General features: G+C 66.0%; 17 protein-coding genes. 14 read left to right on the top strand and 3 right to left on the bottom strand.

The window, feature by feature from the left end; genetic code table 11:
- Positions 1-4: 4 nt before the first annotated feature.
- The 7 genes from fabZ (at position 5) to tilS (ending at position 9,357) form a co-directional block, all read left to right on the top strand.
- Positions 5-448 (top strand): 3-hydroxyacyl-ACP dehydratase FabZ, encoded by a 444-nt coding sequence (fabZ, locus tag BMY30_RS09045; protein WP_089712768.1) that lies wholly within the window; start codon positions 5-7, stop codon positions 446-448.
- The gene (lpxA, locus tag BMY30_RS09040; RefSeq protein WP_089712766.1) at positions 445-1,212 is read left to right on the top strand and encodes an acyl-ACP--UDP-N-acetylglucosamine O-acyltransferase; all 768 of its coding nucleotides are present in this window, start codon (positions 445-447) and stop codon (positions 1,210-1,212) included. The genes fabZ and lpxA overlap by 4 nt, the downstream gene beginning before the upstream one ends.
- Positions 1,213-1,225: 13 nt before the next feature.
- Entirely contained in the window at positions 1,226-2,437 is a 1,212-nt protein-coding gene (gene lpxB, locus BMY30_RS09035) for a lipid-A-disaccharide synthase (RefSeq protein ID WP_089712764.1), read from the top strand.
- A complete protein-coding gene (gene rnhB / locus BMY30_RS09030; protein ID WP_089712762.1) occupies positions 2,434-3,072 on the top strand; it encodes a ribonuclease HII in 639 nt (212 codons plus the stop codon). Before lpxB ends, rnhB begins: the two co-directional genes overlap by 4 nt.
- A 201-nt stretch (positions 3,073-3,273) precedes the next feature.
- Positions 3,274-6,777, top strand: a complete 3,504-nt coding sequence (gene dnaE / locus BMY30_RS09025; RefSeq protein WP_089712760.1) for a DNA polymerase III subunit alpha — start codon at positions 3,274-3,276, stop codon at positions 6,775-6,777.
- Between the two features lie 274 nt (positions 6,778-7,051).
- Positions 7,052-8,005, top strand: a complete 954-nt coding sequence (gene accA / locus BMY30_RS09020; protein WP_089712758.1) for an acetyl-CoA carboxylase carboxyl transferase subunit alpha — start codon at positions 7,052-7,054, stop codon at positions 8,003-8,005.
- A 20-nt stretch (positions 8,006-8,025) separates the two neighbouring features.
- Complete coding sequence (gene tilS, locus BMY30_RS09015; RefSeq protein ID WP_089712755.1) at positions 8,026-9,357, top strand: tRNA lysidine(34) synthetase TilS; 1,332 nt, start codon at positions 8,026-8,028, stop codon at positions 9,355-9,357.
- Here the strand turns inward: tilS and ppx are convergent.
- Complete coding sequence (ppx, locus tag BMY30_RS09010) at positions 9,287-10,831, bottom strand: exopolyphosphatase (protein ID WP_089712753.1); 1,545 nt, start codon at positions 10,829-10,831, stop codon at positions 9,287-9,289. The genes tilS and ppx overlap by 71 nt on opposite strands.
- 441 nt (positions 10,832-11,272) lie before the next feature.
- On the opposite strand from ppx, the gene rho reads away from it, so the two are divergent.
- From rho to BMY30_RS08980, 7 genes are all read left to right on the top strand, one after another.
- On the top strand, positions 11,273-12,532 hold the full coding sequence (rho, locus tag BMY30_RS09005; protein WP_089712751.1) for a transcription termination factor Rho: 1,260 nt from the start codon (positions 11,273-11,275) through the stop codon (positions 12,530-12,532).
- Positions 12,533-12,610: 78 nt separating this feature from the next.
- Positions 12,611-14,098 carry a 4-hydroxy-3-polyprenylbenzoate decarboxylase gene (gene ubiD / locus BMY30_RS09000; protein WP_089712749.1) on the top strand — a complete coding sequence of 496 codons (1,488 nt, stop codon included), beginning with the start codon at positions 12,611-12,613 and terminating at the stop codon, positions 14,096-14,098.
- A gap of 18 nt (positions 14,099-14,116) precedes the next feature.
- Positions 14,117-14,896 carry an NAD(P)H-flavin reductase gene (locus BMY30_RS08995; RefSeq protein ID WP_089712747.1) on the top strand — a complete coding sequence of 260 codons (780 nt, stop codon included), beginning with the start codon at positions 14,117-14,119 and terminating at the stop codon, positions 14,894-14,896.
- Positions 14,893-15,606 carry a dihydromonapterin reductase gene (gene folM, locus BMY30_RS08990; RefSeq protein WP_089712745.1) on the top strand — a complete coding sequence of 238 codons (714 nt, stop codon included), beginning with the start codon at positions 14,893-14,895 and terminating at the stop codon, positions 15,604-15,606. Before BMY30_RS08995 ends, folM begins: the two co-directional genes overlap by 4 nt.
- Before the next feature lie 84 nt (positions 15,607-15,690).
- Complete coding sequence (locus BMY30_RS18285; protein WP_280140885.1) at positions 15,691-15,819, top strand: hypothetical protein; 129 nt, start codon at positions 15,691-15,693, stop codon at positions 15,817-15,819.
- Between the two features lie 476 nt (positions 15,820-16,295).
- Positions 16,296-17,360 (top strand): 3-deoxy-7-phosphoheptulonate synthase, encoded by a 1,065-nt coding sequence (locus tag BMY30_RS08985; RefSeq protein ID WP_089712743.1) that lies wholly within the window; start codon positions 16,296-16,298, stop codon positions 17,358-17,360.
- Between the two features lie 219 nt (positions 17,361-17,579).
- Positions 17,580-18,092 carry a DUF3087 family protein gene (locus BMY30_RS08980; protein ID WP_089712741.1) on the top strand — a complete coding sequence of 171 codons (513 nt, stop codon included), beginning with the start codon at positions 17,580-17,582 and terminating at the stop codon, positions 18,090-18,092.
- 1 nt (position 18,093) lies between these two features.
- Here the strand turns inward: BMY30_RS08980 and ppk1 are convergent, their stop codons facing one another.
- Both ppk1 and hemB read right to left on the bottom strand, forming a co-directional pair.
- Positions 18,094-20,298 carry a polyphosphate kinase 1 gene (gene ppk1, locus BMY30_RS08975; RefSeq protein ID WP_089712738.1) on the bottom strand — a complete coding sequence of 735 codons (2,205 nt, stop codon included), beginning with the start codon at positions 20,296-20,298 and terminating at the stop codon, positions 18,094-18,096.
- 45 nt (positions 20,299-20,343) lie between these two features.
- Entirely contained in the window at positions 20,344-21,345 is a 1,002-nt protein-coding gene (gene hemB / locus BMY30_RS08970; RefSeq protein WP_425283432.1) for a porphobilinogen synthase, read from the bottom strand.
- Positions 21,346-21,468 lie beyond the last annotated feature (123 nt).

The following is a 21,468-nucleotide window of genomic DNA, read 5'->3' as shown; positions in this document are numbered from 1 at the left end:
TACGATGGTAATGGACATCAATGAGATTCGTGAATATCTGCCGCATCGCTACCCTTTCCTGCTGGTGGACAGGATAACGGAGCTGTCCTTGGGTACCTCCATCGTCGGCTACAAGAATGTCAGCATCAACGAGCCCTTCTTCAATGGCCATTTTCCGCATCACCCGATCATGCCGGGTGTGCTGGTGCTGGAGGCACTGGCCCAGATCTGCGGCATCCTCGGTTTCAAGACCGTCAACAAGCTGCCCGCCGACGGCTATGTCTACTATCTGGTCGGCAGCGATGACGTGCGTTTCAAGCGTCCGGTGATGCCCGGTGACCAGTTGGTGCTGGAAGCCAAGGTGGAGCGTGAGAAGCGGGGTATCTGGAAATTCGCCTGTCGTGCCACCGTGGCGGGTGAACTGGCCTGCGAAGCTACCGTCATCTGTGCCGAGAGGAAGGTCGCTTGATACACCCCACCGCCCTCATCGACCCTGCGGCACGCTTGGCCGACGATGTCGAGGTCGGGCCCTTCACGGTGATCGGGCCCGATGTCGAGATCGGGCCCGGCAGCCGCATCGGTCCTCATGTCGTGCTCAAGGGGCCCAGCGTGCTGGGCGCGCGCACGCGAATCTTCCAGTTCGCCTCGGTGGGCGAGGACTGCCAGGACAAGAAGTACGCGGGGGAGCCGACCCGCCTGATGATGGGCGATGACAACGTCATCCGCGAGGGCGCTACCCTGCACCGCGGCACCGCCCAGGACCGTGGAGAGACCACCATCGGCTCGCGCAACCTCTTCATGGCCTACGTGCATGTCGGCCACGACTGCGTGATCGGCAATGACTGCATCCTGGCCAACCAGGTGACGCTCGCCGGTCATGTGCACCTGGGCGACTTCGTCATCCTCGGTGGACTCTCGGCCATCCACCAGTTCTGTCACTTCGGCGACTACGCCATGGCCGGCGGCGGCTCGATCATCACCAAGGACACCCCAGCCTATGTGATGATCAACGGCAACCCGGCCCAGGTCCACGGCCTCAATCTGGTAGGACTCAAGCGCCGCGGCTTCTCCAAGGAGGCCATCCGTGCGCTGGGCGAAGCCTACAAGCTGGTCTATCGTCAGGGGCTGACCACCGAGCAGGCACTGGCCCAGATCCGGGAGCGCTTCGCGCTGCCCGAGACCGAGGCCTTTGCCGCCTCCATTGAGGTCTCAACCCGCGGCATCATCCGCTGAGAATGGCGGCGTCATGACGGTCCGTCGCGTTTATCTGGTCGCGGGTGAGCTCTCCGGCGATCTCCTCGGGGCCGGCCTGATGCGGGCGCTGAAGGCTCGCCATCCGGGAATCGAGTTCCGCGGGGTTGGCGGCCCGCGCATGATCGCCGAGGGCATCGATAGCCTCTTTCCTCTGGAAACCTTGTCGGTGATGGGCCTGGTCGAGGTGGTAAAGCACCTGCCCGGGCTGATCCGTGTCAGGCGTACCCTTCGGCAGGATGCGCTCGACTGGCGGCCCGATATCATGCTCGGCATCGATGCCCCAGACTTCAATCTTGGGCTGGAGCGACAGCTGCGCGAGGCAGGCCTGACCACCGCTCACTATGTCAGTCCCTCCGTCTGGGCCTGGCGCCAGGGGCGGGTCAAGGGTATCGCCCGCTCTGTCGACGCCATGCTCACCTTCCTTCCCTTCGAAGCCGCTTTCTATGTTCGCCACCGGGTGCCGGTGGCTTTCGTCGGCCATCCCCTGGCCGACGAGTTGCCGCTGGCGAACGATCGCGAGGCGGCACGGCAGGAACTGGGGCTGATCGGGCAGGGTGACGGGCCGAGTGGTCCGCTGCTGGCCGTGCTCCCCGGTTCCCGGGCTAACGAGATTCGCTTCCTGGGGGCGACCTTCCTCGCTGCCGTCGAGCGACTCTGCGCCGCACGGCCGGGCCTGCGGGTGGTGGTTCCGGCGGCCACCCCGGCACGCAGGGCCGAGCTGGAAGCGCTGCTCGCCGAGCATCCCGCCCTGCAAGGACGTCTGACCCTGCTCGACGGCCAGGCCCGCGAGGCCATGGTGGCAAGCGATGCCGTGCTGCTCGCCTCGGGCACCGCAGCCCTGGAAGCGATGTTCTGTCATCGTGCGATGCTGGTTGCCTACAGGATGGCGCCCATGACCCACTGGCTGGCCAAGCGGTTGGTGAAGACCGAGTGGATCTCGTTGCCCAACCTGATCGCCCGCGAGGCCCTGGTGCCGGAACTGATCCAGGATGCGGTTACGCCGGAGGCTATTGCCGAGCATCTGGGCGCCATGCTCGACGATGACGTGGGGCGGGCGGCCCTGGAGGCACGCTTCGCCGGGATGCACGCCGTCCTGCAGCGCGATGCCAGCCGCCGGGCCGCGGAGGCTATCGAGGCGCTGGTGGCGGGTGACCCCCTGCCGCCGAGCGTGGCCCCCGAGCTGGCCGACGAGGTGGCATCATGACGGTCAAGGAGCTCGCAAGACGGAAAGGGGCCAGCGAGCTGGTACCGCTGGTGATCGATTATGCGGGCGACCGCCTGGCCGGGGTCGACGAGGTGGGTCGTGGTCCCCTGATCGGTCCCGTAGTCGCCGCCGCGGTGATCCTCGATCCGGCATGCCCTATTGTGGGACTAGCCGACTCTAAGGCGCTCACCGCGCGGCGTCGCGAGGCCCTGGCGCTCGAGATTCGCGAGCGGGCGCTGGCCTGTGCCGTGGCCGAGGCGTCAGCCGCCGAGGTGGATGCGCTCAATATCTACCACGCCACGCATCTGGCCATGCGCCGCGCCATCGATGCCCTCGTGCCGACGGCGGAGTACCTGCTGGTAGACGGCAATCGGCTGCCCGGGCATCATGTTCCCGGCCAGGCGGTGGTCAAGGGCGATGCCCGCCATCCGGCCATCGCCGCCGCCTCGATACTCGCCAAGGTCGCCCGTGACGCGGGCATGGTGGCCCTCGATGCCCGGTATCCCGACTACGGTTTCGCCCGCCACAAGGGCTACCCGACCCGCGAGCACCTGGCCGCCCTGGAACGCCTGGGCCCGCTGTCCGACCATCGTCGCTCCTTCGGCCCGGTTAAACGCCAACTGGCGCTGTTCTGAGGTTTCGCAAGCCTCTGCCACGAGAGGCGCCGGGAGCAGCTCGTAGAGGAGGTCCTATGCCATGGATGGCATCGGTAGCGCCCAGGGATGGGTTTACAGCGCCTCCTCGTAGAGCTGCTCCCGGGATAGCCTCGAGTTTACTGCATCGGAATTCACGGCCTGCATTCGTGCTGAATATTCACTGCCAAACCCGAGTCCACCATGACCACGCCCTTCGTTCATCTTCGCGTCCACAGCGAGTTCTCCCTGGTCGACGGCCTGGTTCGGCTCAAGCCACTGGTCCAGGCCGCCGTGGCTCAGGACCTGCCGGCCCTGACGCTGACCGACGAGGCCAACCTCTTCGGCCTGGTCAAGTTCTATAAGGGCGCCCAGGGTGCGGGTCTCAAGCCGATCATCGGCAGCGACCTCTGGCTGGCCAACCCCCAGGACGAGGCACATCCCTATCGCCTCACGCTGCTGGCCATGGATGAGACCGGCTACCGCAACCTCACCGAGCTGATCTCGCGGGGCTGGATGCACGGCCAGCGCCAGGGCCAGGCGCTGCTGGACAAGGCCTGGGTACTCGAGCAGAGCGCGGGGCTGATCGCCTTGTCCGGTGGTCGGGAAGGCGAGGTCGGCCGCCACCTGCTCAGTGACCATCACGACGAGGCCCGCGCCCAGCTCGAGGAGTGGAGCGCCGCCTTCCCGGGACGCTTCTACCTGGAGCTGATCCGCACCGGCCGACCGCTGGAGGAAGAGTGCGTGCACCTCTCGGTGGATCTCGCCGTGGAGACCGGCACCCCGGTGGTGGCCACCAATGACGTGCGCTTCCTGGAGCGAGACGACTTCTGGGCCCATGAGACCCGGGTGGCCATCGGCGAGGGCAAGGCGCTGGACGACAAGCGTCGCGAGCGGCGCTACACCGAGGAGCAGTATCTCAAGAGCCCTGAGGAGATGGCCGAGCTCTTCTCGGACATTCCCGAGGCGCTGGAAAACAGCGTGATGATCGCCGCGCGCTGCAATGTGGAGGTTCGCCTGGGTGAGATCTTTCTGCCGGAGTTCGCGATTCCCGAGGGCATGACCCAGGACGAGTACTTCCGCAAGATCTCTCACGACGGCCTCACCGAACGCCTGGGCTTCCTTTTTCCCGCTCAGCGCTTTCCGCGCGACGGGGCGGAGTACGCCGAGATCGACGCCCGCTACCGCGAGCGGCTCGACTTCGAGCTCGAGATCATCATCCAGATGGGCTTCCCCGGCTACTTCCTGATCGTGATGGACTTCATCCAGTGGGCCAAGGACAACGACGTCCCGGTGGGGCCGGGGCGCGGCTCGGGTGCCGGCTCACTGGTGGCCTACGCCCAGAAGATCACCGATCTCGACCCCATCGGCTATGACCTGCTGTTCGAGCGTTTCCTCAACCCCGAGCGGGTCTCGATGCCCGACTTCGATGTCGACTTCTGCATGGAGAAGCGCGATCGGGTGATCGACTACGTCGCCGATCGCTACGGCCGCGACGCGGTCTCCCAGATCGTCACCTTCGGCACGATGGCCGCCAAGGCGGTGGTGCGCGACGTGGCCCGCGCCCAGGGCAAGCCCTACTCGCTGGGTGACAAGCTCTCCAAGCTGATCCCCTTCGAGGTGGGCATGACACTCGCCAAGGCCCTCGAGGCCGAGCCGGCGCTCAAGGAATTCCTCGAGGCCGACGAGGAGGCCGCCGAGATCTGGGAGATGGCCCTGAAGCTCGAGGGCATCACCCGGGGCACCGGCAAGCACGCCGGCGGTGTGGTGATCGCCCCCACCAAGCTCACCGATTTCTCGCCGCTGCTTTGCGACGAGGATGGCTCGGGCCTGATGGTGCAGTTCGACAAGAACGACATCGAGGAGGCGGGACTGGTAAAGTTCGACTTCCTCGGCCTGCGCACCCTGACGATCATCGACTGGGCGCTGGAGATGGTCGACAAGGTGCGCGCCACCCAGGACCAGGCGCCACTGGACATCGACACCATCCCGCTGGATGACGTGCCGACCTTCGAGATGCTCAAGAAGGCCGAGACCACCGCGGTGTTCCAGCTCGAGTCGCGCGGTATGAAGGAGCTGATCAAGCGCCTGCTGCCCGACTCCCTAGAAGACATGATCGCCCTGGTGGCGCTGTTCCGCCCGGGCCCCCTGCAATCGGGCATGGTCGACGACTTCATCAACCGCAAGCACGGCCGGGCGGAGATCTCCTACCCGCATCCGGACTACCAGCACGAGTTGCTCGAGTCGGTGCTCGCTCCTACCTACGGCATCATCCTCTACCAGGAACAGGTGATGCAGATCGCCCAGGTGATGGCGGGCTACTCGCTGGGCCAGGCCGACATGCTGCGCCGCGCCATGGGCAAGAAGAAGCCCGAGGAGATGGCCAAGCAGCGGGCCGGCTTCCTGGAGGGCTGCGAGGCCAACGGCATCGATGCGGAGCTTGCCGGCAACATCTTCGACCTGGTGGAGAAGTTTGCCGGCTACGGCTTCAACAAGTCCCACTCGGCGGCCTATGCGCTGGTCTCCTACCAGACGGCCTGGTTGAAGGCCCACTACCCCGGGCCCTTCATGGCGGCGGTGATGTCCACCGAGATGGACAATCTGGACAAGGTGGTGCCGCTGATCGAGGAGTGCCGTCATCTCTCACTCACGGTGACCCCTCCTGACGTCAACGTCGGCGGCTACAAGTTCACCGTCGATGACCAGGCAAGGGTCGTCTATGGCCTGGGGGCGATCCGCGGGGTCGGCGAGGGGCCCATCGGCGCAATCGTCGAGGCTCGCCAGGCGGACGGGCCTTTCGAGGACCTCTTCGACTTCTGTCGCCGGGTCGATCCCAAACGCATGAACAAGCGTACTCTGGAGGCGCTGATCCGCTCCGGTGCCCTGGACAACCTGGGGCCGAATCGAGCGGTGCTGGCGGCAGCGCTGGAAGACGCCTTGCGCGCAGCAGCCCAGAACCATCAGAACCAGAATGCCGGGATGATGGACATGTTCGGCGAGGCCTTTGCCGACGCTCCGGAGGAGGACGACGTCTACGCCGAATACCGGCGGGTACGTGAGTGGAGCGACAAGGAGCGCCTAGCTGGCGAGAAGGATACCTTGGGGCTCTACCTCACCGGGCATCCCATCGACGAGTACGAGGGCGAACTCGCCCGCTTCGTCTCCACCCGTATCAGCGACCTCAAGCCCTCCCGGGAGCCCCAGCGGGTGGCGGGCCTGGTGGTCGGCGTGCGGACCATGAAGTCCAAGCGTGGCGATACCATGGCTTTCATCACTCTGGACGACCGCACTGGGCGCATCGAGGCGTCGCTGTTCGGCGAGCTCTATGACCAGTTGCGCGGCCGCCTAGAGGCCGACCAGGTGATGATCGTCGAGGGCGAGGTTTCCAGCGATGACTACTCCGGTGGCCTGCGCCTGCGTGGCAAGGAGGTCACGCCGATGGTCGAGGCACGCAGCCGCTTCGGCCAGGCGGTGGAGCTCTCCCTGGACGCCGGTCGCCTCAACGGGCGCCTGGTGGACAGCCTGCGCGCGAGCCTCGCGCCCTTCTGCGACGGGGAGGGCTTGCCGGTGCGGCTGCGCTACCGCAACGCCGAGGCCACGGGCTGGCTGGAGCTCTCGGAGGAGTGGTGGGTCACGCCCAGCGACGAGCTGCTCACCGGCCTGCGCGAGGTGCAGGGCCAGGACGGCGTGCGGCTGAAGTATCGATAATTATGCTGCGGGCTGCGAATCTCAGGGCAATTGAAATCAACAAAGTGAGAGGCGTCGGGGATTATCCGTCGACAGGCTCGTTCGGAGGAATCCTCCTCACCCCTGGCGTAGGACCCCCTTCAGGCCTGTCCCCGGCGCCCCTCAGTGCCTGGCCCTTGGTAGGCGTCGCCTTGCGCCGTGCGTCAAGGGTGCGATAATGCCAGCCACTTCTTTATTTCGCGCCGCGCCTGACCTCGAGGGGCAGGGCGGTGAAACACGATAAGGCGTCCAGCCAATGAACCCCAACTATCTCGACTTCGAACAGCCCATCGCCGAGCTCCAAGCCAAGATCGAGGAGCTGCGGCTGGTCGGCAACGATAGCCAGGTCAACCTCAACGACGAGATCGGCCGGCTCGAGGAAAAGAGCCGCAAGCTCACCGAGTCAATCTTCAAGGACCTGAGCCCCTGGCAGGTTTCCCAGCTTTCACGCCATCCCCAGCGCCCCTATACCCTGGATTACCTGCGGCACGTATTCAGTGACTTCGACGAGCTCCATGGCGATCGCAAGTTCGCTGACGATGCCGCTATCGTCGGCGGCGTGGCGCGCCTGGATGACCGGCCGGTGATGGTGATCGGCCACCAGAAGGGCCGTGACGTCCACGAGAAGGTGCGCCGCAACTTCGGCATGCCGCGTCCCGAGGGCTACCGCAAGGCATGCCGCCTGATGGAGATGGCCGAGCGCTTCAAGATGCCGGTGCTGACCTTCATCGACACGCCGGGTGCCTACCCCGGTATCGACGCCGAAGAGCGCGGCCAGTCCGAGGCCATCGCCCACAATCTGGCAGTGATGTCGCGCCTGCGCACGCCGATCGTTGCCACTGTGGTCGGTGAGGGCGGCTCCGGTGGCGCACTGGCTATCGGTGTCTGCGACGAGCTGGCCATGCTGCAGTACTCCACCTACTCGGTCATCTCCCCCGAGGGTTGCGCCTCCATCCTCTGGAAGAGTGCCGAGAAGGCCTCGGATGCCGCCCAGGCCATGGGCATCACCGCCGAGCGTCTCAAGGAGCTGGGGCTGGTCGATACCCTGATTCCCGAGCCCCTGGGGGGTGCCCATCGCCATCCGGTGACGACCGCCGAGCGCGTCAAGGCATCGCTGCTGGCGAGCCTCGACCGCCTGGAGTCGATGGACACGGACGGCATGCTGGAACGTCGCTATGAGCGACTGATGAGCTATGGAGCACCTGTCTAAGGGCCTCTCTGCACTTGGCCATGCCCCTTCAACGTCTGATCGATCTCGCCCTGGCCCAGACCCCGCCGGGGCGCTGCGTCTGGGTGGGTCTTTCCGGTGGCCTGGACTCCTCGTTGTTGTTGACACTTACCGCCGATGCCTGCCGGCGCTACCCCCGCCCCCTGCGTGCTCTGCATGTCCACCATGGCCTGCAGCCCGCCGCCGACAGCTTCGAACGTCATTGCCGTCGGCTCTGTTCGCGCCTCGGCGTGCCGTTGTTCGTGGACCCTGTGGCCGTCGATCGTGCCGCAGGTCAGGGGCTCGAGGGAGCCGCCCGGGAAGCGCGCTACGCCGCCTTCGCCGGACGAGTGGCGCCGGGCGAGACCCTCTGGCTGGCACAGCATCGCGACGACCAAGCCGAGACCTTCCTGCTTGCTGCCCTGCGCGGTAGCGGGGTGCGCGGTCTTGCAGGGATGATGAAGAGCCGCGACTGGCAGAACCGACGGCTGGAACGCCCGCTTCTCGATATCGCGCGCTCGACCCTTGAGGTCGAGGCGGGGCGCCGGGGCTTGGCCTGGGTGGAGGACCCGTCCAACGACGACGAGACCCTGGATCGCAACTTCCTTCGCCACGCGGTGCTGCCGATGCTGGCCTCCCGCTGGCCCCAAGTGGACGCCTCCCTATCACGCAGCGCGGCGCTGGCTGGCGAGACCGACGCCCTGCTAGCGGAGCTGGCCGGGCTGGATCTCGAGCGATTGGGTGGCGACCCGGCGCGGCTGATGCTCGACGGACTGGCCGGGCTGTCGAATGCTCGCCGACGTCTGCTGGTGCGCCACTGCTGCGAGCGGATGTGCCTGCCGCTGCCGCCGGCGCGGCGATTGGAGACCTTGCTGGTCCAGTTCGGTGCCGGGCAAGATGCCGAGGTGCGGGTAACCTGGCCCGGCGCAGAGGCGCGGGTATGGCGCGGCACGCTTTACCTGCAGACGCCGCCGGTAGAGTTGCCGTCGACGTGGTGGGCCGAATGGGATGGCCGTATCCCACTGGTGACTCCGCTGGGGGAGGTGCGGGTCTCGCTGGATCGAGCCGATGGGGCGCCGCTCCATCTTCGAGTGGCGCCGCGGCGGGGAGGCGAGCGACTAACGTTGCCCGACCGTGGCCGGCGCGATCTCAAGCGGCTCCTTCAAGAGCTCGGCGTGCCGCCCTGGCAGCGCGGGCGGCTGCTGGTGATCCGGGAAGGAGAAACGCCGGTCGCGGTGCTCGATACTGAGGATGAGGCGTGGCTGGTGCTGGCCGAGGGGTGGGTCAGCCGCGGCGAAGCACCAGCGGTAAACCGGCGGCCTGTTGGTAGGCCGCCTCCTGTTCCAGGTCGTTGAGCAGCAGCGCCGGGATCTCCTCGCCGGTGAGGGTCAGCGTCAGCGTTTCGCCCTCGGCCTCTAGCCGCGGCACGGCGGGGGGCTGCTCGGGACGGGAGTGGTTGAGGATCACTGCCAGGCGCAGCAGTCGGGCCAGCCGGGCGTGAGAGCGTCGTTCCGACTCGGGCAGGGCCTGCCACTCCTTGACTGGGAACTTGCGGCGGTGGGCACGCACCAGGAAGGCCAGCAGTCGCTGTTCCGGTCGCGAGAAGCCGGCAAGGTCGGAGTACTCCAGCAGGTAGGCGCCGTGGCGATGGAACTGGCTATGCGAGATGGCCAGGCCGATCTCGTGCAGTCGGCTGCCCCAGTCGAGGTAGCGCGCCTGGTCGTTGTCGAGGCTCCAGGCCCCGCGGACCTGGTCGAACAGGGCGCCGGCGCTGGCTGCCACGTTGTCGGCCTGGCGTCCATCCACCTGATAGCTCCGGGCCAGGCTGTCCAGGGTCTTGAGGCGCGAGTCTTCGGGGCTGTTACGCCCCACCATGTCGTAGAGGACTCCCTCGCGCAGGGCGCCGTCGGCGTAGCGCATCCGCTCCAGGTCGAAGGCCTCGAAGATGGCGCAGAGGATCGCCACTCCGGCCGGGAAGATCTGCGAACGATCGGCCTTCAGCCCCTCCATGGCCACCTTGTCGAGTTTTCGGCACTCGATCAGGCGCTTGCGCAGGGCCGCCAGGCCGGTGCGGGTGATCATGCCCTCGGGGGCATCCCCGGCGGCCGCGATCACGGCGGCCGCCGCCTTGATGGTGCCGCTGGACCCCACCGGGTCAGTCCAGCCCAGTCGCTGGTAGGGGCGCTGAATGTTGGCCAATTCCGAGAGGGTGGCCAGCTCTGCCTTACGCATGCGTTTCTCGTTGATCTCGCCCCCATCGAAGAAGCGGCGGGTAAAGGTCACGCAGCCCATGCGCAGGCTCTCCAGTGCCAGGGGCTCGAAGCGCTCGCCGATGATGAACTCCGTGGAGCCGCCGCCGATGTCCACGATCAGCCGGCGGCCGTCCTCGGCCAGGGCGTGGGCCGCTCCCAGATAGATGAGGCGGGCCTCTTCGCGCCCGGCGATGATCTCGATGCGGTGGCCGAGCAGGGCCTCGGCCCGCTCGATCAGCGTCTGGCTGTTGGTGGCATCGCGCAATGCGTTGGTGCCTACCACTCGCAGGTGTCCCGGGGTGATGTCCTCGAGGAAGGGGGCGAAGCGTGCCAGGCAGTCCAGGGCGCGCTGCATCGCTGCCTCGCTGAGCCGGCCCTCCTCATCGAGCCCGGCGGCCAGTTGCACTTTCTCGCCGAGGCGGGCCACTACCTGGAGGCGGTCGTCCTGATAGTTGGCCACCAGAAGGTGGAAGCTGTTGGAGCCGATGTCGATGGCGGCGAGCCGGGTGGGGGTGCCGGTCACGTCAGCCGTAAGTGGGGTGGCAGCGGAGGGCGCCGGGTCCTGTGGCGAGGTCATGGCAGTTCCTTCAGAGCGGTCAGGGGCAAGGGTGCGCGGCACTCCCGGTCGTGTCAATTGTCGCGGACAGAGGGGCTTGCGTTCCCCCCGCGCCTTGACTAGTATCGAGGCGTTCGCCTGTTCCGAATGCTTCCCGACCGTTTCACGGCGATCCCGTCGCGGTCAGTTTCCAAGTCGTCAGACAGCCCACTGCTTCAGCCCGCGATTCCGGCCATTTGGCCCGGACCCGCAGGTCAGGCGAAAACGAACCTGCTTCCTCGCTTCCGATATCGGCCCGGCAACCCCAGAGTGTGGTCGCCCGCCCTTGGCCATACGATGCAGCATGACGAGAGGTAGCCTGTCCGGGCTCTGAACGCATCCACAGGGCGTCATCGTCTCGCCTCCTGTCTTTCCCACGGCGCACTGCCGCCCGGCTTCCACGAGCGAATTCTGAACACACCGATGAATCTTACCGAACTCAAGCAAAAGCCAGTGCCGGAGCTTCTGGAGATCGCCCGCGAGATGGGCATCGACAACCTGGCACGTTCCCGCAAGCAGGACATCATCTTCGCCATCCTCAAGAAGCATGCCAAGAGCGGCGAGCCGATCTTCGGCGATGGCGTGCTGGAGATCCTGCAGGATGGATTCGGCTTCCTGCGCAGCGCCGACAGCTCCTACCTGGCCGGTCCCGATGACATCTATGTCTCGCCCTCCCAGATCCGCCGGTTCAACCTGCGCAAGGGCGACTCCATCTCCGGCAAGATTCGCCCGCCGAAGGAAGGGGAGCGCTACTTCGCGCTGCTCAAGGTCAGCGAGATCAACTTCGACAAGCCGGAGAATGCCAAGTCGAAGATTCTGTTCGAGAACCTCACGCCGCTGTTCCCCGACGAGCGCCTGCGCATGGAGATCGGCAACGGCTCCACCGAGGACCTGACCTCGCGGATCATCGACCTGGTGGCGCCCATCGGCAAGGGCCAGCGTGGCCTGCTGGTCTCCCCGCCCAAGGCGGGCAAGACCTTGATGCTGCAGAACATCGCGACGTCCATTACCCGCAACGACCCGGATTGCCATCTGATCGTGCTGCTGATCGACGAGCGTCCGGAAGAAGTGACCGAGATGTCGCGCACCGTGCGCGGCGAGGTGGTGGCCTCGACCTTCGATGAGCCGCCGGCACGCCACGTGCAGGTCGCCGAGATGGTGATCGAGAAGGCCAAGCGCCTGGTCGAGCACAAGAAGGATGTGGTAATCCTGCTCGACTCCATTACCCGCCTGGCCCGTGCCTACAACACCGTGGTGCCGAGCTCCGGTAAGGTGCTGACCGGTGGTGTCGACGCCCATGCCCTGGAGAAGCCCAAGCGCTTCTTCGGTGCGGCGCGCAACATCGAGGAAGGCGGCAGCCTGACCATCATCGCCACGGCCCTGGTCGACACCGGCTCGAAGATGGACGAGGTGATCTTCGAGGAGTTCAAGGGTACCGGTAACATGGAGGCGCATCTGGACCGCAAGCTGGCCGAGAAGCGTGTCTATCCGGCGATGAACATCCGTCGCTCCGGCACCCGCCGCGAGGACCTGCTGGCCTCCGAGGAGGAGATGCAGCGCATGTGGATCCTGCGCAAGCTGCTCAACCCCATGGAAGACACCGCTGCCACCGAGTTCCTGATCGACCGCCTCAAGGATACCAAGACGAATATCGAGTTCTTCGAGGCGATGAAGCGTCGGTAAGTCCGGCGTCGCGGCACCGCAAAGGGGCAGATGCTATTCTGCCCCTTTCGTCGTTCGGGATAACGGGAACGTCACCCTATGAAGTACAAGGATCTACGCGAATTCATCGCCGCCTTGGAGGCCCAGGGAGAGCTCAAGCGCATCACCGCCGAGGTGGACCCCTATCTCGAGATCACCGAGATCTGCGACCGCACCTTGCGCGCCGGCGGCCCTGCGTTGCTGTTCGAGAACGTCAAGGGCCACAAGATGCCGCTGCTCGGCAACCTCTTTGGCACGCCGAAGCGGGTGGCCATGGGCATGGGCCAGGATTCGGTCGCCGCCCTGCGCGAGGTGGGCGAACTGCTGGCCTTCCTAAAGGAGCCGGAGCCTCCCAAGGGGTTCCGCGATGCCTGGAGCAAGCTGCCGATCTTCCGGCAGGTGATGAGCATGAACCCCAGGACGGTGCGCTCGGCGCCGGCACAGGCGCTTGTTTACGAGGGCGACGAGGTCGATCTCGACCGCCTGCCGATCCAGCACTGCTGGCCAGGCGACGCCGCGCCGCTGGTCACCTGGCCGCTGGTAATAACCCGTGGCCCCCACAAGACTCGCCAGAACCTGGGGATCTATCGCCAGCAGAAGCTTGGACGCAATCGCCTGATCATGCGTTGGCTCTCCCACCGCGGTGGCGCCCTGGACTTCCAGGAGTTTCAGCAGCAGCATCCCGGCGAGCCCTTCCCGGTGGCGGTGGCGCTGGGCGCTGACCCGGCCACCATCCTCGGCGCCGTGACGCCTGTACCCGATTCGCTCTCCGAGTACGCCTTCGCCGGCCTCTTGCGCGGCTCGCGCACTGAGCTGGTCAAGTGCGGCCATGCCGATCTTGAAGTCCCAGCGTCTGCTGAAATCATTCTGGAAGGCTTCATCTATCCGGATGACACGTCGCCCGAGGGCCCCTACGGCGACCATACCGGCTACTACAACGAGGTCGAGCAGTTCCCGGTGTTCACGGTGACGCGCATGACCATGCGCGAGAACGCCATCTACCACTCCACCTACACCGGCCGGCCGCCCGATGAGCCGGCGATCCTGGGGCTCGCGCTCAATGAGGTCTTCGTGCCCATCCTGCGCCGCCAGTTTCCCGAGATTGTCGACTTCTACCTGCCCCCGGAGGGCTGTTCCTACCGCATGGCGGTGGTGACCATGAAGAAGCAGTACCCGGGCCACGCCAAGCGGGTAATGATGGGGGTGTGGAGTTTCCTGCGCCAGTTCATGTACACCAAGTTCGTGGTGGTGCTCGACGACGACGTCGATGCCCGTGACTGGAAGGACGTGATCTGGGCCATCACTACGCGCATGGACCCGGCCCGGGATACCGTGATGGTAGAGAACACACCCATCGACTATCTGGACTTCGCTTCTCCTGTGGCCGGGCTGGGTTCCAAGATGGGGCTGGATGCCACCAGCAAGTGGCCCGGCGAGACCGATCGCGAGTGGGGCACGCCCATCGTCATGGACGAGGCCGTCAAGGCCCGCGTCAGCGAGCGCTGGAATGAGCTGGGTATCGAATTTCCCGATAACACGACATTTTGACAACTGCATGAGGCTTTCATGACGCCAAGGACCCTGACCTGCCTGGTCACCGAGGTCGAGGACCTCACCCCGGACGTCTTCCGCGTCCAGTTGGAGGGCCGGCCCGAGGCCGTGGCCCATGAGCCCGGCCAGTACCTGGAACTGAAGCTGGAGGAGGACCTCTGGGTGCCATTCTCCGTCGCCAACGCCTATTCCGGCGATGGCGTTATCGAGCTGCACATTCAGCACTGGCCGGAGCGAGAGAACTCCGCCCGGCTGCGCGAACTGATGCAGGTGGCCGAGAGACTGACCCTGCGCCTGCCCGGCGGCGACTGCCTGCTCGACCCGGACAGCTCGCGTCCCTTGCTGCTGATCGCCGCCGGCACCGGCTTTGCGCAGATGAAGGCGATCGTCGAGGCGGCGCTACATGATGATCCGACACGCGAGATCGAGCTCTGGTGGGCGGCCCGAGAGCGTCGCGACCTTTACCTGGAACGACTGCCCCGGGCGTGGGCGGAAGAGCATGCCAATGTCCGCTTCCACGCCGTGACCGAGGTCGCGCCCGAGCAAGCGGTGGCAGGGGAGCAGGTCATCGCCCACCGCGGCCGCATCGACCAGGCCCTGGCAACGACCCTGGAGGATGTCTCTGGGCATGATGTCTACATCTCCGGCTCACCGGGCATGGTCTATGCCTGCGTCGACGTGCTCGCCTCGCTGGGCCTGGTGGCCTCTCGGGTCTTCTCTGATGTCTTTGCCTACGCACCGCGGAACCCCATCGTGCCTACGGCAGGGAGCCTGGTGAGGGAGGAGCGGTCTTGAGCGCCTCGCCGATCCTGATCACCGGCGGTGCCCAGCGCCTGGGCCGGCACTGTGCCGAGCGCCTGGTCGACGATGGCCACCCGGTGATCATCAGCTATCGTCGTGAGCGCCCAGAACTGGCCACGCTGCGTGAGCGAGGCATCGTCACCCTGCCGGCCGATTTCGCGACGGAAGCGGGCATCCTGGATTTCTTCGAGCGGCTCAAGGCCGAGACGAGGTCACTGCGAGCCATCGTGCACAACGCCAGCGACTGGGCGCCGGATTCGAGCGGCCCGGAGGCAGGAGCCACCTTCGAGCGGCTGTTTCGTATCCATATGTTGGCTCCCTACCTGATCAACCTGCATGCCCGGGAGCTACTCGAGGCATGTAGCGAGCCCCAGCGCGACATCGTTCACTTGACTGACTACGTGGTTCAGAAGGGCTCGAGGAAACACGCCGCCTACGCCGCCACCAAGGCGGGACTGGACAACCTGACCCTGTCGTTCGCTGCCATGTACGCCCCGGCCATCCAGGTCAACGCCATCGCTCCGGCGATGATCATGCTCAACGAGGGTGACGATGAGGCCTACGCAGAGAAGGCCCGCGCCAAGTCGGCGATGGAGATGATTCCCGGCCCCGGGGTGATCTATCAGAGCCTGCGCTACCTGCTCGACAACCGTTATGTCACCGGTGTGACCCTGCCGGTGGACGGTGGGCGCCACCTGCGTTGAGCCAGCGGCCATAGGAGCCGTGCCGTGTGGCGCCATCTTCGCTAGAATGCGGCCATACCCTGACACGATCCAGAGGAGTGATACATGGCGGGACACGACACGAACTTCAAGGACGACAGCGGCTTGCTGTCCGTGGTGCTGGGCCTGGTAGTGGTGGTGGCCATGAGTGCCTTGCCGGCCACCATCGGCTGGTACCAGCTGTTCGCCGGCTGAGCGGACGGCCCTTGCCAGCCATGCCGCAATGCGGCAGGATGAAGCCAGACCTTCGGAGCGACCCATGAGCATGACCCACCGTGCACAGCCCTCTTCCTGCGACGCCAGCATTGGTGCCGGACATATCGGCGTGCGCGGCTACTGGTTTATCCCCGGAGTGCCGGTGGCCATGTCCTGAGCGCAAGACGCGACATCGCCGGAGGCACTCCCACCAGGGCCGTCTCCGACAGAACCCCCGGACGGCAGCCCCGCCCGGGGGTTCTGCGTTTCACCCCAGCTGACCACAAAGATGACACCCAGGAGAGAGATCATGACCGCATCCATCGCCATCCGTCTGACCCGGGGCTTCGCGGGCCATTACGGCTACTGGCGATTTAGCGAGCTGCGGTCGGATCATTGCGCCACGTCCGGCCGTAGCGAGATCGGTGGCAACCGACACACACGATGTATGATCGCTATCCGGAGTTGATGACGCCATGAATGCTTCCCTTGCCGCCGCTCCCCTGAGCGAGACTGTGAGCTCTGCTGCCAATCCGCCCCGGCCGCTGTCCACCCCTGGTGAACTGCGCCGTGAATTGCCCGTCTCTCCAGCTCTGGCGCATCGCATCGAGGCCCAGCGCCAGGCCGTGCGCGATATCCTCGCCGGCCACGACGACCGCCTGCTGGTGGTGGTGGGCCCCTGTTCCATCCACGACCCCGAGGCGGCCCTGGAGTACGCACGCCGCCTGGCCGCGCTCGCACCGAAGGTCCAGGACAGGCTGTTGTTGGTGATGCGCGTCTACGTGGAGAAGCCGCGCACCACCGTGGGCTGGAAGGGGCTGGCCTACGATCCCGCCCTCGACGGCAGCGGCGATATGCCTCGCGGCCTCGAGGTGTCACGGCAGCTGATGCGCGAGGTGGCCGAGCTGGGGCTACCGGTGGCCACCGAGCTGCTGCAGCCGATGCTGGCGCCCTATCTGGAGGATCTGCTCTCCTGGGTAGCAATCGGTGCGCGCACGACCGAGTCGCAGCTGCACCGCGAGCTGGCCAGCGGCCTCGATGCGTCAGTGGGCTTCAAGAACGCCACCGGTGGCGACATCGGTGTGGCGCTCGACGCCATGCGCGCCGCGGCGTATCCCCATCGCCACTTCGGCCTTGATCTCGAGGGGCGCCCTGTAGTGGCGGAGACCGATGGCAATCGCCATACCCAGTTGGTGCTGCGCGGTGGACATGGCGAGCCGAACTACCAGCGCTCCCACGTCCAGGCGGCGCGTCACGCCCTGGAAGAGGCCGGGTTGTCGCCGCGGCTGATGGTCGACTGCAGCCACGCCAATGCCCGCAAGGATCACCGTCGCCAGAGCGAGGTGCTGCTCGATGTGCTGGCCCAACGGCTGGACGGCGAGACGGCGCTGGTGGGGCTGATGCTGGAGAGCCATCTCCACGAGGGCAAGCAGCCGCTGGCGCCGGGCCGGCTGCGCCATGGCGTCTCGGTCACCGACGCCTGCATCGGCTGGGAGACCACCGAGCATCTGCTGCTTGGCGCCGCAGAGCGCCTACGTTGAAGCTCGAGGCTGATCCGGCGACAGGCTTCCGAGGGGGCGCTGTGAATACATCCGTATACGCTACCGACGCCATCCTTGGCGTAGGACCCCCTCTCCTCCCTGTCCCCGGCGCCTCTAACCTGGTGCAACGCTAGCCTTGGAGCAGGTTGTCCACGCTATACCCCGGGTGAGGATGTCGGGATAATGCCATCGATTCCCGACTCGCCGCCCGGAGGCCACATGCCCTTCAAGTTCGAAGACCACGACCCCGAAACCTATCGCCGCAAGGGCCGCTTCATCAGCCTGGCCATGGCCGGCCAACTGATCGTCTTCGGTCTGGTGTTCGTCCAACTGCTGCAGGCCGCCTTTGATGGCGGCTTCTGGCTCAACGTGTTGGGCGTGCTGCTGGGGTTGGTCGCGACCAGCCTGGTCTTCGCGGTGCTGCGCGAGCGTCCCTGGATGGCCGAAGTGCGCTATGTCTGGCAGCTCAAGCACCATCTGTCGCGGGTCAGCGGCTACCTGCCGGCGCTGCGCCGGGGTATGGCCGAGGGCAACGATACGGCGCTGGCGGTGCTTGCCTTTTACCACCAGGGCATGGCCCAGCTCGCCGAGCTCAACGGCCGCACCCTGGATGATGATGCTGAACTGCTTGCCGAGCGTGAGGTGGTACGTGCCGCCCGGCGCGAGCGCGGCCTTCCCGAGCGCGTGCAAGGGCTTGACCCCCACGACCTCGATGCATTCCGCAAGGGCTGAGTCACGCCCTGGCGGCATAGGCGAAGAGCAGGGTCTCCTGGGCGCTGATCGGGGCTGCGCCGCCGGGCTGCTGCTTGACGTATAGGCCGTCGCTGCGCAGTAGCCAACTCTGGCAGTTGTCCACCAGATAGGTCTCGAGGTCCTTGCGGACCCGGGCGGCCAGCTTCCTGTCCAGCAGCGGGAAGCAGGTCTCCACCCGATGGAACATGTTGCGTGCCATGAAGTCGGCACTGGAGCCCCAGGTCTCCGGCTTGCCGTCGTTGTGGAAATGGAATACCCGGGCGTGTTCCAGGAAACGACCGATGATCGAGCGTACCCGGATGTTCTCCGAGATGCCGGGAATGCCCGGCCGCAGACAACACATGCCGCGGATGATCAGGTCGCACTCCACTCCGGCCCGTGAGGCTCGATAGAGCGCCTGGATCAGCTTCGGTTCGGTCAGCGAATTGCACTTGATGATCAGGTGGGCGTGCTTGCCCTTGCATGCATGTTCAGTCTCCCGGTCGATCCTGGCCACCATCTGCTCGTGGAGGGTGAAGGGGGCGTGCAGCAGCTGCTCGATATGCCGGGCCCGGCCCATGCCCGAGAGCTGCTGGAAGACCTTGTGAACGTCGGCGCACAGCACCGGGTCGGCGGTGAGCAGGCTGTAGTCGGTGTACAGCTTGGCGGTCCGCGAGTGGTAGTTGCCGGTGCCCAAGTGGGCATAGTGGCGCAGCTTGCCCCGTTCGCGACGCACGATGTGCATCATCTTGGCGTGGGTCTTGTAGGCCATCACCCCGTAGATGACGATGGCTCCGGCTTCCTGCAGGCGCGAGGCCAAGGCCAGGTTGTCGGCCTCGTCGAAGCGTGCCCGCAGCTCGATCACCACCGTGACCTCCTTGCCGTTGCCGGCCGCCTCGACCAGGGCGTTGACGATGGGCGAATCGGCGCCTGTACGGTAGAGAGTCTGCTTGATGGCCAGCACGTCCGGGTCACGGGCGGCTTCCCCGAGCATTTCCTCCACCGGGGAGAAGGACTGGAAGGGGTGGTGGAGCAGGATATCGCCATCGGCGATCGCGGCCAGCACGCTGTCGGCCTTGCGTAGAACTTTGGGCAGGCCGGGAATGAAGGAGCGGTAGAGCAGTTCGGGACGCTCCACGTCGCCGAGGACCGACATCATGCGAGTCAGGTTCACCGGACCGTTGACCCGAAAGAGGTCCGCCTCTTCGAGCTGGAACTGCCTGAGCAGGAACTCGGCCAGCTCGTCGGGACAGTTGTCGGCCACCTCCAGCCGGACCCCGCTGCCGTAGCGTCGCGACAGCAGCTCGCCGCGTAGCGCCGAGGCGAGGTCGGAGACCTCCTCGGGATCCACGGAAAGGTCGGCGTTACGAGTCAACCGGAACTGGTAGCAGCCGAGCACTGCCATGCCGGGAAAGACCTCCTCGGCATGGGCATGGATCATCGAGGAGAGGAAGATGTACTCGCTGAAGCCCGCCTCACAGAGCGCTTCGGGCAGAGCGATCACTCTAGGCAGCGAGCGCGGTGCCGGCAGGATGGCCAGTCCCCCCTCGCGGCCGAAGGCATCCTTGCCCTCCAGCTGGACGATGAAGTTGAGGCTCTTGTTGACCAGGCGCGGGAAGGGGTGCGAAGGGTCCAGGCCGATGGGACTGATCACCGGCATGATCTCGGTCTCGAAGTAGTCGCGCACCCAGGCGGCCTGGGCCTTGGACCAGTCTCCGCGGCGGCGGAAGCGCAGCCGCTGGGCCTCCAGGGCGGGGATCAGCACCTCGTTGAGGATCTGGTACTGGCGCGCCACCTGGGCGTGGGCAATCTGAGCGATCTCGGCTAGGACCGAGCGAGGCGAGCGACCATCGGCGCCGGTGGAGTCGTCGCCGAGCAGGAGCTGGTTCTTGAGGCCGGCCACGCGGATCTCGAAGAACTCGTCCATGTTGGACGAGAATATCAACAAGAACATCAGTCGGTTGAGCAGCGGATGGGCCTCGTCCAGGGCCTGTTCCAGCACCCGGACGTTGAACTGCAAGTGGGATAGCTCGCGATTGAAATAGAGCCCGGGGTCGGCTAAATCCGCCTCCGGGTCCGGCAGCGCCTTGGGCTTGATCCCGGTACGGGTCTGGTTCAGCCGCGGGGCGGGGGGCTCGGGTGGCTCGCCGCCCCGCGAAGGCGTTGGCAAGTCGGCCTGCCGGTCGGGACCGCGTGTCTCTTCCATGGCATTTCCCTGTCGTCGGGCGGAAGGTGCTGTCCCTCCCGGCGGCTATGTCGTCGCGAGCAGTTTGGCCGCCCGCTTGGCGAAATAGGTCAGCACACCGTCGGCGCCGGCGCGCTTGAAGCACAGCAGTGACTCGAGGATGACTGCGTCCGCCTCCAGCCAGCCGTTCTCGAAGGCGGCCATGTGCATGGCGTACTCGCCGCTCACCTGGTAGGCGAAGGTGGGCACCTTGAGCTCATCCTTCACTCGGCGGACCACGTCCAGATAGGGCATGCCGGGCTTGATCATCACCATGTCGGCACCCTCGGCCAGGTCCAGGGCCACCTCGTGGAGCGCCTCGTCGCCGTTGCCCGGATCCATCTGGTAGGTGGTCTTGTCGGCCTTGCCCAGGTTGCCGGCGGAGCCCACAGCGTCGCGGAAGGGGCCGTAGTAGCGCGAGGCGTACTTGGCGCTGTAGGCCATGATCCGCGTATTGACCAGCCGCTCCTGCTCCAGCACCTGGCGGATCGAGCCGATGCGCCCGTCCATCATGTCCGAGGGAGCCACCACATCGGCGCCGGCCTCGGCGTGGGAGAGGGCCTGCTTGAGGAGGGTCTCCACGGTACGGTCATTGTGGACGTAGCCCGCTTCGTCGAGGATGCCGTCCTGGCCGTGGCTGGTGTAGGGATCCAGTGCCACGTCGGTGATGATGCCAAGCCCGGGTATCGCCTCCTTGAGGGCGCGCACGCTGCGCTGGACGAGGCCGGAGGCGTTGTAGGCCTCTTCGGCCAGTTCGCTCTTTAGCGCCGTGCCTACTACCGGAAAGAGGGCGATGGCCGGGATGCCGAGCGCAAAGGCCTCGCGGGCTTCCTCGATCAACAGGTCGATCGATAGCCGCTCCACGCCCGGCATGGAGGGCACCGCCTCGCGCTGCTCCTCGCCCTCGAGCACGAATACCGGCCAGATCAGGTCGGCAGCGGTCAGGGTGTGCTCGCGCATCAGTCGGCGCGAGAAATCGTCGCGGCGCATGCGGCGCAGGCGTGAGGTGGGAAACTGGCGTGTGGTCATGAAACTCAAGGCGTCTCTCCGGATATGGGGGTCAGGATCGCCGTCCCGACAGTGTGGCGATGCAGGGTGACAGATTGATGACAGCGAAGCTCGAGTGCTTCGAGTATATCAGTGTCGCCCGAC

It is taken from the genome of Halomonas daqiaonensis (assembly GCF_900109725.1).
GTDB classification, from domain to species: domain Bacteria; phylum Pseudomonadota; class Gammaproteobacteria; order Pseudomonadales; family Halomonadaceae; genus Halomonas; species Halomonas daqiaonensis.
This window is presented reverse-complemented; position numbering and strand designations above follow the sequence as displayed.

Bases quoted from the DNA above. Each gene is read 5' to 3' on its own strand.
- fabZ (WP_089712768.1), top strand. From the start codon at position 5: ATGGTAATGGACATCAATGAGATTCGTGAATATCTGCCGCATCGCTAC.
- lpxB (WP_089712764.1), top strand. From the start codon at position 1,226: ATGACGGTCCGTCGCGTTTATCTGGTCGCGGGTGAGCTCTCCGGCGAT.
- rnhB (WP_089712762.1), top strand. From the start codon at position 2,434: ATGACGGTCAAGGAGCTCGCAAGACGGAAAGGGGCCAGCGAGCTGGTA.
- dnaE (WP_089712760.1), top strand. From the start codon at position 3,274: ATGACCACGCCCTTCGTTCATCTTCGCGTCCACAGCGAGTTCTCCCTG.
- accA (WP_089712758.1), top strand. From the start codon at position 7,052: ATGAACCCCAACTATCTCGACTTCGAACAGCCCATCGCCGAGCTCCAA.
- tilS (WP_089712755.1), top strand. From the start codon at position 8,026: ATGCCCCTTCAACGTCTGATCGATCTCGCCCTGGCCCAGACCCCGCCG.
- ppx (WP_089712753.1), bottom strand. From the start codon at position 10,831: ATGACCTCGCCACAGGACCCGGCGCCCTCCGCTGCCACCCCACTTACG.
- rho (WP_089712751.1), top strand. From the start codon at position 11,273: ATGAATCTTACCGAACTCAAGCAAAAGCCAGTGCCGGAGCTTCTGGAG.
- ubiD (WP_089712749.1), top strand. From the start codon at position 12,611: ATGAAGTACAAGGATCTACGCGAATTCATCGCCGCCTTGGAGGCCCAG.
- BMY30_RS08995 (WP_089712747.1), top strand. From the start codon at position 14,117: ATGACGCCAAGGACCCTGACCTGCCTGGTCACCGAGGTCGAGGACCTC.
- BMY30_RS18285 (WP_280140885.1), top strand. From the start codon at position 15,691: ATGGCGGGACACGACACGAACTTCAAGGACGACAGCGGCTTGCTGTCC.
- BMY30_RS08985 (WP_089712743.1), top strand. From the start codon at position 16,296: ATGAATGCTTCCCTTGCCGCCGCTCCCCTGAGCGAGACTGTGAGCTCT.
- BMY30_RS08980 (WP_089712741.1), top strand. From the start codon at position 17,580: ATGCCCTTCAAGTTCGAAGACCACGACCCCGAAACCTATCGCCGCAAG.
- ppk1 (WP_089712738.1), bottom strand. From the start codon at position 20,298: ATGGAAGAGACACGCGGTCCCGACCGGCAGGCCGACTTGCCAACGCCT.
- hemB (WP_425283432.1), bottom strand. From the start codon at position 21,345: ATGACCACACGCCAGTTTCCCACCTCACGCCTGCGCCGCATGCGCCGC.